This window comes from Ruegeria atlantica (genome assembly GCF_013033965.1).
Classification (GTDB): domain Bacteria; phylum Pseudomonadota; class Alphaproteobacteria; order Rhodobacterales; family Rhodobacteraceae; genus Ruegeria; species Ruegeria atlantica_D.
Window position 1 is genome coordinate 110,676 of sequence record NZ_WQFE01000006.1, and the last position, 11,962, is coordinate 122,637.

Sequence of the window (11,962 nt, forward strand, 5' to 3'; positions counted from 1 at the left end):
GGTCCGTCTAAAAGTACGGGCGGGCCATCAGGTTACCACTCTAAAAATACAGGGAGACACGTTATGGCGCTGTTCCTCGTGAACGTGTTGGATGGGTTCGTGACCGGATTGTTGCTGTTCATGCTATGCAGCGGTCTGACACTGATCTTTTCCATGATGGGCGTTCTGAATTTTGCCCATGCCAGTTTTTACATGCTGGGTGCCTATTTCGCCTATCAGATCAGCCTCGTCACCGGGTTTTGGGCCGGATTGCTGATCGCGCCATTGATCGTAGGGGTCATCGGGGCTTTGATTGAGCGATATGGGTTGAGGCGCGTTCACAAATATGGGCATGTGCCGGAATTGATCTTCACCTTTGGTCTTGCCCTGCTGATTGAGGAAACGGTTCAATTCTTCTGGGGCAAAAGTCAGCTTCCTTTCTCGGAACCTGCCGCCTTGGATTTCGCCGCTTTTGCCATCGCCGGAAACGCCTTTCCTGCTTACAAGGTATTCATGATCGCCGTTGCGATGGGGATCTTCCTGACGCTGCTTTATATTCTGACCAAGACCCGTATTGGTATGACCATTCAGGCCGCGCTCAGCTATCCCGAAACCGTGCAGAACCTGGGTCACAACGTGCCTTTGGTCTTCATGTGCGTCTTTGGTGTCGGCACGGCGATGGCCGGTCTTGCGGGTGTCATCGCTGGCCCGGTGCTGGGGGTGTTCCCCGGTATGGCGCTACAGCTTGGTTCCATCGTTTTCGTGACCATCGTAATTGGTGGGTTGGGTTCGCTTTGGGGCGCATTGGTTGCCTCACTGATCATCGGCTGGCTTCAGACCTTTGCCACCGCATATGACATCACGGCAGAACAGGTGCTGACCGCCATCGGCTTTACCAAGCCTGAGTTGATCTGGGATCACCCGCTGCAGGACCTGTGGACGCTGACGCTGCCGCAGCTTGGTCCGATCCTGCCTTACCTGCTGATGATCATTGTTTTGGTTCTGCGCCCGCAAGGTCTTATGGGGAACCGTGAATCATGAGTATCGCTAGTAAGACGCCCCTAACCGCGGGCACTACGCGCCTGATATCGCTTTCGAACGCTATGCCCTGGGCTTTCGCCGCACTGTTTCTGCTTTGTTTGCCGTTTGTCTTCCAGTCCAGCTCGGCGCTGACAATCATGAACCAGATGGCAATCACAATCGTATTCGCACTTAGCTACAACATGCTGCTGGGGCAGGGGGGCATGCTGTCCTTTGGCCATGCGGTATACATGGGGCTTGGCGGGTTCTTTGCCATGCATGTCATGAACATGGTCGAGGACGGGCTATGGCTGCCCTTGCCCTTCCTGCCGGTTGTCGGTGGCCTGTTCGGTCTGGTCTTTGCTTTCCTGATCGGCAGCTTTTCGACCCGCCGTGCGGGCACTGTATTCGCCATGATCTCGCTGGGGGTTGGCGAACTGATCGCAGCCTGCTCGGTCATCATCGTCGTATTCTTTGGTGGCGAAGAAGGCATCTCGGGTGATCGGACCATGGGACCGCCAGTGTTTGGGTATGAATTCCTGACACAGCAGGAAGTCTACTATCTGACTGTCGTATGGCTGTTGGTGGCGGCGTTGCTGATGTACTTGTTCTCGCGTACGCCGATCGGACGGATCGCCAACGCGGTGCGCGACAATGAAGAACGCGCCGAGTTTGTGGGCTATTCCCAACGCAACGTTCGCTGGATTTCCTTCTGCGCCTCGGGCTTCTTTGCCGGTGTCGCCGGGTCATTGTTTGCGATTAACTTTGAAATTTTGACCGAAGAGAACCTCAACCTTGCGACCTCAGGCTCGATTCTGCTGGTCACTTTCATTGGCGGGGCGGGTTTCTTTGTCGGGCCGATCATCGGCGCGGTCGTGTTCACCTTGCTCCAAACGGTTCTTGGTCTGCATACCGAACTCTGGGCGCTTTATCTCGGCATTTTGTTCGTCGCATGCGTGATGTTCTTCCCGTCGGGATTTGCCGGGTTGATCGCGATGCATCGACGTCCCCTTGCACTGGGCAACCTGAAACTGCTGATCAAGCCGTATCTCAAAGTAGCGGTTCCCGCGATCACAAGTGTTCTGTCTCTGGCCGCCATTCTGGAAATACTGTTCCACAAGCGCCATGGTTACGGGGGCGGTCACGAGATGCATCTTTATGGCATTGCCTTTGACAGTGGCGCTTATCAGGCCGTCGGGCTGGCGGGAATAATCGCTGCAATCTCACTATTCCTTGTATCCCGCGTTTTGCCGGAAATCCGTGAAGCATGGGATAGTGCAAACCATGCGGAGGACCGGGTATGAGCGCTCCTGCTATCGAGCTGAAAAAACTCGAGAAAAGCTTTGGCTTGGCAAAGATCATTCAGGGTGTGGACCTGCAGATTGCCAAAGGTGAACGCCACGCCGTCATCGGGCCGAACGGGGCCGGGAAATCGACCCTTTTCAACCTGATCACCGGGCGGTTCGCGCCGACCTCTGGTGGGGTGTTCCTGCACGGCGAAGATGTCACCGGATTGAAACCGTTCGAGATCAACCGCCGCGGCCTTAGCCGGTCGTTCCAGATCACCAACATTTTTCCCAACATGACCGTTTTCGAAAACATTCGGTGCGGGTTGTTGTGGACAATGGGGTATCGCTATTCCTTTTGGCATATGATCGGCCGACAGTTGGACGTGACCGAAAAGGCCGAGGAAATTCTGGAGCAGATCAATCTGAGCAATCGCCGGAACGAGTTGGCGGGCACGTTGGCCTATGCAGAACAGCGCGCGCTTGAGATCGGGATCACGATCGCGGGCGGTGCCGATATCATCCTGCTGGACGAACCCTGTGCCGGGATGAGCCATTCGGAAACCGACCTGATCGTCGACCTGATCCGCAATGTGACCGAAGATAAAACGCTGCTGATTGTCGAGCACGACATGGGCGTGATTTTCGATCTGGCAGATAAGATCTCGGTGCTTGTATACGGCGAAGTCATCGAGTCCGACACGCCGGACGTTGTACGCGCATCCGCAAAAGTGAAAGAAGCCTATCTGGGCGCAAGTTTGGAAGAGGAGGCGGTGTAATGCTTCAGGTTACCGACTTGCACGCCTATTACGGCAAAAGTCACATTCTTCAGGGCGTGAACCTTGAGGTGGGTGAGGGCGAAATCGTATCGCTGTTGGGTCGTAACGGGGTCGGACGTTCGACCACCTGCAAGGCCATTATGGGTGAGGTCGCACCGCATGGGTCAATTCAATTCCGCGGCCGAGAGATCGCAGGGCGTAAGAGCTTTGAGATCGCCAAGGCGGGGATTGGATATGTGCCTGAAAATCGGGATATCTTTCCCGGCCTCACAACGCGTCAGAACCTGATGCTGGGTCTGAAACCGGGCCAGAAGGACGGCGATGGTCGCTGGTGCATGGAAGACATGTTTGAGATGTTCCCCAACCTGCGCAACCGTGCCGATGTGGATGCCTCGGTCATGTCAGGCGGCGAAAAGCAGATGCTGACCATCTGCCGCGCGTTGATGGGTGATCCCGATTTCATCATGATCGACGAGCCGACCGAGGGTTTGGCACCGAAGATCGTCGAGCAGGTAGGGGATTTGCTGTTGCAAATTGCCGAGCGTGGCGTCTCAATCCTGTTGGTTGAGCAAAAGCTGACCATCGCATTGCGCGTGACCAACCGGGTTTATGTCATGGGCCACGGGCATATGGTTTTTGAAGGCACGCCGCAAGCATTGCGTGAAAACGACGAAATTCGGAAGGAATGGCTGGAGGTTTGAGGTCGCCTTGGCCTCTGCATAATGTACGGATTTTCTTGCATTGCCAAAAAAGGGAACTTCCGCGTGCGGAGTTCCCTTTTTCCTTAGGGGCGCCCGTTTACTTTTTCAGGAACGGCGCCATCGTCTTAAAGAACTTCTCGCCATAAGGTGGGCGAACAGCCTTGAAAACACCGTCCATGTTGATCTGCTTGTAAACGGCCTTTGCATGGCTGAAGCGTTTGAATCCGTGAAGGCCGTGATAAGCGCCCATGCCGCTGTTTCCGACACCCCCGAAAGGCAGGGTGTTCTGGGTTGAATGCATGATTGTATCGTTGATGCACGCCCCGCCGGAAATGGTGCTTTCCATAACCTTCTCCTGCTCGCCCGTGTCTTTGGCAAATACATAAGCCGCCAGTGGGCGCGGCCGGGTGTTGGCAAAGGCGATAGCCTGATCCAGGGAATCATAAGGCAGAATTGGTAGGATTGGCCCGAAGATCTCTTCCTGCATAACATCCAGCTCTGGGTCGGCGTCGACGATCAGTGTCGGAGGCAAAATTTTCTCGTTCGTGGCTGAGAGATCTTCGTTGGCGGGATTGACCTCAACCACCCGCGCCCCAGCCGAGCGTGCCTGATCCACCAGGCCTTTGAGGCGGTCGAATTGGCGGTCAGTCACGACATGGGTGACATCCGGATTGCCAGACAGAGTCGGAAAGAGTTCAGCAATTTCTGCTGCAAGCGCGATGGCGAATTCTTCCATTTTTGGGCGTGGAACCAAGACATAATCCGGTGCAAGACAGACCTGACCGGCGTTGAAAACCTTGCCAGCCGCAAGCCGAGAAACCGTCAGGTTCATATCAGCACTCGGGGCGATGATGGCGGGGTTCTTGCCACCAAGCTCCAGCGTCGTCGGCACCATATGCTCAGCCGCTGCGCGCAGAACGTGCGGACCAATATTGCTGGCCCCGGTAAACAGCAGATGGTCGAACGGCAGGGCAGTAAACGCCTGCGCGACTTCGACGTCGCCAGTCACAACCACAGCCTCATACGGGGCGAAGTTTGTTTCAATCAGCGATTTCAAAAGGTCGGATGTGCGGGGGGTAAACTCTGACGGTTTCAGCATGACCGAATTGCCGGCCGCAAAAGCTTCGGCCATTGGCCCGATGGACAGATAAATTGGAAAGTTCCAGGGGCTGACAATTCCGATGACGCCCAGCGGTTGATATTGGATGCGACCACGTGCGCCCAACAACCCCAGCGGAAACTCGACTTTGGCCTTATCAGGGCGCATCCAGCGATCCAGGTTGTCGCGCGCGAATTTTAGCTGCTTTGCCGTGCCAACGATGTCGGCGGTAATCGTCTCGTGTTGCGACCGGTTGCCGAAATCCGCCGAGATTGCGTCAACAATGGCGTCGCGATTATCCAGAACCAGGTCAATCAGCCGGACAATGCGATCCTTGCGTTCAGCCGCGTTTGGCGCGCCGTGCTCAGCCCTACGGGCCTTTTGAGTTTCCAAAAGCGTTGAGAGGCTCTCGGCGTGGTTGGGGCTATGCTGGTTCAATATGTGTCTCCTGCCGTTCGTCCTGCGGTGCGCAACCGCCGTCCTGTTGGTTTGTGTGCCCGTTTTGATCCCCCGTTCACAAGGGTCGGGATTTGTTTCTTCGTTGCCGGGATGTGAAGTCTGCGTTGACATTTTCTCGGCAATATGGAAGGTAAGTGATCGTTCACTAATTAGCAAGAGCGCAGTATGACCCTGACCACAGAAGACAGGTTCAAGACCGGCATGCAGCTGCTGGCGGCCTCAACCACCATTATCACCTCAAAATTCGAGGGCGCGCGCGCCGGGATGGCGGCGACAGCAGTATGCTCTTTGACCGCTGATCCACCGGCTTTGCTGGTCTGTATCAACCGAACCGCGCGAACATATGGCGTTGTAATGGACAGCCGGAAATTCGCTGTAAACCTGATACCGGATGACATGACCGAGGTCGTTGGTGCCTTTTCGTCGAAAATGGACAAAGAACAACAATTCCAGGCAGCCGGAACCTGGATCGAAGGCGATCTGGGACTGCCCATCTTGCAGGAATCCGTCGTGTCCTTTGAGTGCGTGGTCGACAATTGGGCAAACACAAAGACACATGCTGTGTTCTTTGGCATGGTGAAGGAAGTTCACCTGAACCCGGAAAAATCAGCGCTCATTTATGGGCGCAAAGGATTTCATAAACTTACACCGCTGGAGGGCTGATGCAGGGCAGGGGTGAGTATTTTGCCCGAACCTGCACGCCTCGTGCCGCCAAATAAAGACAATCACGCAATTGGAAAATATGCCGTGATTATGCCCGGGAGGATACATTAATGCCGACGCTTGGACAGCTGATCGACCGAAACGCAGACCGTTTTGGGGATCTGGACGCTTATGTAGAACTGGATCGCCGCCGTACATGGCGCGAGGTGGGTCGCCGCACGGATGCGTTGGCACACGCCCTGCGGTCATTGGATATCCGCAAAGGTGACCGGGTTGGCGTGATTTTGCCCGACTGCATCGAGGTCGCAGAAACCATCGGAGCTTGCGCCAAGGCTGGCGCGATCCGGGTCGGACTGAATTACCGTCTTGCTCCGCGCGAAATTGGTGCTTTGATTGACGATGCCGGTGTGGACGTTCTGTTCGTGCAGGATACCAAAGTCGACATCGCCCAAGAGGCGCTAACCTTCAGTAAACGTCAGCCGGTAGTGGTCGGCGTTGGCACTCAGCACAAGCTGGTGCAGGACTATGAAGCCCTGATCGCGGCTGCGGCCGATAACGGCGCGTTCGCCCAAACCCCGCATGAACAGCTGATGATCTGCTATACCACCGGGTCGACCGGTTTGCCGAAGGGCGCAATCTATCCCCATGAGTTGATGATCGAGTCGATGGGTGCAATCGCGCTGACGGAAGGTGCAGGCCCTGACGATGTCTGGCTGCACGCGATGCCAGCATCGGGTGTTCCGATCATTCACCTGCTGCGCAACATGTTCCACGGCACCAAATGCGCCATCGTGGGCGAGTGGGATGCTGAAACTGCGCTTACGCTTATCGACCGCGAACAGGCGACGATTTGCGTTCTGGTGCCGACAATGCTGAACGATCTGCTGTCTTCCGGCCTGATCACGCAATACAATTGCTCGTCGATCCGGCAACTGGGCTATGGCTCTGCACCTATTCCCCCCGCGACAGTGCGTGATGCGCTCAAGGCTTTCGGGTGCAAGTTCCTTCAAATGTTCGGTACGACCGAGTTGATGGGCATGGGCATGATGCTGACTGCAACAGATCATGAACGCGCACTGAAGGACGGGCACAACTGTCTGGAAAGCGCGGGACGGCCTTTGTATTTCGTGGACGTCCGGGTTGTGGATGAACAGGGCAATGACCTTCCCGGCGGGGAGGCGGGTGAGCTGTTGATACATTCGCCATATGTCATACCGGGTTATTGGAATCAGGCAGTAGAATACTCGGAAACTGTCCGCGATGGCTGGTTGCATACCGGGGACATCGCTGTGATTGATGAAGAGGGTTACGTCCACCTTAAGGACCGCGCGAAGTTCCGCATCAAGTCCGGCGGTTACAATGTGTTCCCGGTCGAAGTCGAAAATTGCCTGGCCGAACATGATGCAGTCGACGAAGTTAGTGTATTTGGTCTGCCCGATCCAAAATGGGGAGATCGGATTCATGCCGTTGTTACCCTGAACTCGGGTGTTGTTGTCAGTGGCGCAGAGCTACGTGAATACTGCCGTGGCAAGATCGCAAATTTCAAGATCCCGAAAGAGATCGAGATCTGGGACGCCTTGCCCAAAGGTCCGACTGGAAAAATACAAAAGCGCGAAATCATCGAGATTTGTAGTGGTGCCAATCAGAGCGGTGCTGCCTGAATGCTTGTGGTCAGGCGAAGAAAGACGAAAAGAGTTAATGAGATTTGGCCGCAGGCGCGCGGCCAAATCCTGGCTTGCGGTGTATGTGGCCTATGCCTCCATGTGGCGCAGAACGGACCTTTGAAAATAGGTTAGCGGTGACTCCGCGCCCGGACCAGAGGCCATTTTGCCGACCGCATATTTGGGGGACATCAGCGCGCGCTGCATTTTCTCAACCACATATACATCCTCGGTCTGGAAGTCCTGCGTTTCCAGTGGATGTACCTTCCAATGAGAGCTTTTGATCATGCCGGATACTTTGTCATATCCGGGGATGTCCTTGACGGATCCGCGGCTCGACATCCATGATTTTGCGGCCCAGACATAGACGTGCATCCGGGTTACACCGGCGCTTACCGGCTCCATCACGGAAACAGAGAATGACCACGGGCTTGCCACGATCAGGGTTGTCGGAAACAGTGCATAAACGCCGCCATAGCCTTCTTTCTCGGCGTGCGGGATTTTCTTTGCATTCCATTTGTCCATGCGGGTCGAGACGAAGTTGGGAACACGTGAACGTACAGTTTCGTTCTCGGTCGAATACCAAACCTGATTGTCGCCGTATGGATCCCAGATGTTTTTGTCCTGAGTTGGGCCGCCCAGAGTATTTTTGTGCAGGTAAGCCAGATGATAACCGTCAATCGCGTTCTCAAAGAACACTTTCCAATTGCACTGTAGCTCATAGGTGACGGCCTCACCGTAGGACATCAATTCAGGGCTGTTGATGTCATGTGGCCAGACGACATCTTCCAATCCGCTGAGCCAATCGGACAGGTCCTGATCCGGTTCGGGGTTGACGAAAACAAAGCCCTTGAATACCGCGACAGACGCCCTGTGCAGGCCGTTTTCCTTTTTGTCGATGTCCGGGAAACAGGCTTTTTGCTCGGGGATACCACGCAGCGCACCGTCCAGACCAAAAGTCCACGAATGATAGGGGCACACGATCGTTTTGCCAGCATTCCCGCAGCCACGGTCCAGCAGTTCGGTTCCGCGATGGCGGCAAATGTTGTGGAAGGCGCGCAGCTTACCGTCGTTTCCGCGGATTACGACCAGAGTAAAGTGACCTGCCTTGGCCGCCATGTAATCGCCTGCATTGGCAACTTTTTTCTCGGTGCCAGCAAACACCCAGCTTCGCGAAAACAGTTTCTTGTTTTCCTGTGCCAGCCATTCATCCGATGTGTAAGCCTCAGGAGGCAGCTCCTGAGTGGCGATCTCTGGCATTTGGTGGGGATGTTGCATGTCGTCTCGCAAGTGGCTACCTGGATATCATTATTGTCAAACTTGACAGGTAACCTGATGTGCTGCACATGTCAATACAAAGTGACTGTTCACTAAATTTTCGTTTGTCCGGAATACGCTTGGGAAAAAGCCGTAAGGTTGAAGGTTTAAAGGTTCTTTTCTGAACCAAAAGAAACGACTGGAAATGCCATGCCGTGCCCGAGTTTAAGAATGCAACGGTCTGAAGAAGTTCTTGATGCATATATGACTTGCGTGGCTCGATACGGGCTTGATGGCGCTACTCAGGAGCGTGTCGCGGCTGAGGCCGGCGTGAAACGGCCATTGCTGCGGCACTATCTCGGCAACCGAGATCAGATGATAACAGCGCTAAATCAACACGTTGCAAACTTGTTTAACGACCTCACATTGGAATTGAATTTTCACCTTTCACAGATCGAAACGAGCGGTCAGTTATTGGAAATCCTATTTGCCGAAGTGAGGAGATCGACCCACGACTAACGGCCGCCTGGCAGGGGTTGTCCGCATCTGTCGGGGATCACCCCGAGCTTGCGGAACAATTGCTGGAAGTATTGGCAAGATTTGTGGCGGTTATTGAAGTATCTCTTCGTCGCGTGTCGCCCAACGCGGCGCCAGAGCGGGTAAAATCCGTCGCGCAGGGGCTTTCAACGATTTTTCTATCGCTGGACTCACTGGCCGCGCTTGATGCCCCGGCCATTTGGCGCGCCGAATTGAAGCAAGCGGCTACATTGTTGGCAGAGTCGTTGTGACAGCTTGACCCGGCACCATTCGATGCGCCTATCGCGGCAAGCCCTCTTCGGATTGGGCCTGCGTGGAAAGCCAGTGCCGAAAGCTGCGCAGCGACGGGTCGTCCGACTTGGTTTTAGGCCATACAAGATAGTAGGCCCCCATCATCTCGACCGCATCGGGGAAGGCTGCGATCAGTTTGCCGGTCGCGAGGTCCTGCTCGATCAAATAGTTGGGCAGCAAGGCAACGCCGAGACCGTGAACCGCCGCCTGATTGATCGTTGTGTATTGATCATAAATTGTTCCGGGCAACGCGTCGGGATGGCTCGTTCCCATGTGGCTGAACCATTCTTGCCAGGCGTGGGGCCGGGTCTGGATGTGCAATAAAGGTAGCTTTAGTAGATCCCGCGGTGAAGATGGCGCGCCTTTGGGCAGCAAGGTTGGTGCGCAAACAGGTAACACACTTTCCACCCGCAGCAGAAGCCGGTCTGTACCGGGCCAGTCAGGTTCGCCAAAATGCAGCGCGGCGTCGAAGGGTTCCGATGTGAAGCTGAATGGCCGCAGGCGGGTAGACATATTGATCGTTACTTCAGGATGTAGGCGAGCAAATTCGGGCAGTCTGGGCACCAGCCATCGCATCCCGAACGTCGGCAGGATCGCAAGATTCAATGTTCCGCCGACAGGTGCCACATGAAGTTTTAATGAGGCCTGAGCGATCTGGTTCAGGCCTTGCCTGATCTCGGTTACGTATTCCTGAGCGACCGGCGTAAGTAGCAGGCGTTTGCGGTCCCGGCGGATCAGGTCCACGCCTAACTGGGCTTCCAGCGTTTGCAATTGGCGGCTGACTGCGCTTTGGGTCAAAGCAAGTTCATCGGCGGCCGCAGAAGCCGAACCAAGCCGGTCCAATGCTTCCAGAGCGCGGAGTGATGAGATTGAAGGGAAAAGGCGGCGCGGCGTTACCATCTATGCGTTTTTCTCATAAATTCCCCTGCAATCTGGCAGTTATTTGCGCTTTATTCAAATGTCTTCTCGAATGACCGCGCCAATAACCGTAAGCACGGTCAAGCGTCGTCACTGCCAATCCTGAACATCATAGATCCAACCATGCCGATGCTGTCCGGCCAAGTATCCGACAGAAAAGAGTTCGTTCATGTATTCAGGGTCGAAAGGCTCTTTCGGTTTTTTCTGAAACTCCTTGGGGATATAGGTGATGTTGGCCTGAAACCCGTCTCGGTTGGATAGGACCAAGATGCTTTCGATGTTGCCAAGACTTTGCGAGCGGATCAGCATCTCGAATGCCCGGTTGGCCACTGCAGTTGCATTGCCGGGCAACGGATCGAAGGTCGGTTCCAGTTTTTTGTTGTGAATCAGCCAAATGCGGTTCTTCCGATTGCTCAGACCTGCGGCCCGCAACAACTGACGCATCTGCAACTCGTACGGGTAGGCAAAGATCTCGCGGGTCAGACCACCATCCACATGTAATTCCTCTCGTCGAACCTCGCCATTGGTCACCTTGATAGTAACAGGTTGGAACACGACCGGTATTGAGGCCGAGGCCAGGATGACATTCCGGATCAGATCTCGCGCTTGCGGGGTGTCGGTTTGGGCCATCGCCCCGATGTTCCACAGAACAGGCCGTTCTGCGTCGATGTTGGTGGTGCCAATCAAGAGTTGACGACCCTGTCTATGCTGCTCTGCGATTTTGCGGATTAGGTCGTCTGTCAGCTCTTGCCGGATTGCCGCTTTCAGCGGTGTTGCTTTGGTCAGAAAACCGCGGCCAAACACAGCCCCCGAAACATCAAGCCGCACGACATCTCTGGTCGCGGTTTCGGTATAGAACCGCTTCAGGGGACCATCATAGTCCGAACCGAGAAAAGCAAAGGGCGCTATTATTGCTCCGGTCGAAATTCCGGTGACCACGTCAAAGGTTGGGCGCGTGCCTGTTTCGCTCCAACCATTTAGAACGCCTGCCCCAAAAGCTCCGTGTTGTCCGCCTCCTGACAAGGCAAGAACGTTCAGGCCGCGACCGTTGGGAACCTGTGCCAGCGTTTTGCGCATGTCTCTATTGAGGCTTGCCAAGCGGTCGTGACTGTCATCCTCAAAATACCGACTGTCTGATGTAACGCCGACCGGCAGGAAGGATTCGTAATTCTCGGCTGTGGGCGCCAGCGCTGTCCGACTATAACTGCCGGCACATGCGGTCAGCATTAACGCCAGCGCAAAAACGACACAGATCTTATATGAAGGCATGGGCGTTGTCCGTCTCAAAAGGGATGCCGTTCAATATCGGGAC

The 11,962-nt window shown here is 55.0% G+C and carries 12 protein-coding genes; 8 read left to right on the forward strand and 4 right to left on the reverse strand.

All coding sequences use genetic code 11. The features are described from left to right. Window positions 1-63: 63 nt before the first annotated feature. From GOW16_RS12840 to GOW16_RS12855, 4 genes are read left to right on the forward strand one after another with little or no spacing between them, the layout of a single operon-like run. Window positions 64-1,020, forward strand: a complete 957-nt coding sequence (locus GOW16_RS12840; protein ID WP_170415569.1) for a branched-chain amino acid ABC transporter permease — start codon at window positions 64-66, stop codon at window positions 1,018-1,020. Next, window positions 1,017-2,303 (forward strand): branched-chain amino acid ABC transporter permease, encoded by a 1,287-nt coding sequence (locus tag GOW16_RS12845; protein WP_170415571.1) that lies wholly within the window; start codon window positions 1,017-1,019, stop codon window positions 2,301-2,303. The genes GOW16_RS12840 and GOW16_RS12845 overlap by 4 nt, the downstream gene beginning before the upstream one ends. After that, window positions 2,300-3,064: an ABC transporter ATP-binding protein gene (locus GOW16_RS12850; protein WP_170415574.1), complete on the forward strand. Its 765-nt coding sequence runs from the start codon at window positions 2,300-2,302 to the stop codon at window positions 3,062-3,064. The genes GOW16_RS12845 and GOW16_RS12850 overlap by 4 nt, the downstream gene beginning before the upstream one ends. Further along, window positions 3,064-3,765, forward strand: coding sequence for an ABC transporter ATP-binding protein (locus GOW16_RS12855; protein ID WP_170415576.1), 702 nt, complete (start codon window positions 3,064-3,066; stop codon window positions 3,763-3,765). The genes GOW16_RS12850 and GOW16_RS12855 overlap by 1 nt, the downstream gene beginning before the upstream one ends. A 97-nt stretch (window positions 3,766-3,862) precedes the next feature. On the opposite strand, the gene GOW16_RS12860 is transcribed toward GOW16_RS12855, so the two are convergent. Continuing rightward, on the reverse strand, window positions 3,863-5,302 hold the full coding sequence (locus GOW16_RS12860) for a coniferyl aldehyde dehydrogenase (RefSeq protein WP_217354605.1): 1,440 nt from the start codon (window positions 5,300-5,302) through the stop codon (window positions 3,863-3,865). Between the two features lie 186 nt (window positions 5,303-5,488). On the opposite strand from GOW16_RS12860, the gene GOW16_RS12865 reads away from it, so the two are divergent. Beyond that, window positions 5,489-5,986 carry a flavin reductase family protein gene (locus GOW16_RS12865; protein ID WP_170415580.1) on the forward strand — a complete coding sequence of 166 codons (498 nt, stop codon included), beginning with the start codon at window positions 5,489-5,491 and terminating at the stop codon, window positions 5,984-5,986. Window positions 5,987-6,096: 110 nt separating this feature from the next. Further along, window positions 6,097-7,647 (forward strand): class I adenylate-forming enzyme family protein, encoded by a 1,551-nt coding sequence (locus tag GOW16_RS12870; RefSeq protein WP_170415582.1) that lies wholly within the window; start codon window positions 6,097-6,099, stop codon window positions 7,645-7,647. Window positions 7,648-7,737: 90 nt separating this feature from the next. On the opposite strand, the gene GOW16_RS12875 is transcribed toward GOW16_RS12870, so the two are convergent. Next, entirely contained in the window at window positions 7,738-8,925 is a 1,188-nt protein-coding gene (locus GOW16_RS12875; RefSeq protein ID WP_170415584.1) for an aromatic ring-hydroxylating oxygenase subunit alpha, read from the reverse strand. Window positions 8,926-9,135: 210 nt separating this feature from the next. Between GOW16_RS12875 and GOW16_RS12880 the strand changes: the two genes are divergently transcribed. Then, the gene (locus tag GOW16_RS12880) at window positions 9,136-9,423 is read left to right on the forward strand and encodes a TetR/AcrR family transcriptional regulator (protein WP_254429764.1); all 288 of its coding nucleotides are present in this window, start codon (window positions 9,136-9,138) and stop codon (window positions 9,421-9,423) included. Between the two features lie 59 nt (window positions 9,424-9,482). Continuing rightward, on the forward strand, window positions 9,483-9,692 hold the full coding sequence (locus tag GOW16_RS12885) for a hypothetical protein (protein ID WP_170415588.1): 210 nt from the start codon (window positions 9,483-9,485) through the stop codon (window positions 9,690-9,692). 28 nt (window positions 9,693-9,720) lie between these two features. Here the strand turns inward: GOW16_RS12885 and GOW16_RS12890 are convergent, their stop codons facing one another. Both GOW16_RS12890 and GOW16_RS12895 read right to left on the reverse strand, forming a co-directional pair. Beyond that, the gene (locus GOW16_RS12890; RefSeq protein WP_170415590.1) at window positions 9,721-10,632 is read right to left on the reverse strand and encodes a LysR family transcriptional regulator; all 912 of its coding nucleotides are present in this window, start codon (window positions 10,630-10,632) and stop codon (window positions 9,721-9,723) included. Window positions 10,633-10,740: 108 nt separating this feature from the next. Next, complete coding sequence (locus tag GOW16_RS12895; RefSeq protein ID WP_170415592.1) at window positions 10,741-11,919, reverse strand: patatin-like phospholipase family protein; 1,179 nt, start codon at window positions 11,917-11,919, stop codon at window positions 10,741-10,743. Window positions 11,920-11,962 lie beyond the last annotated feature (43 nt).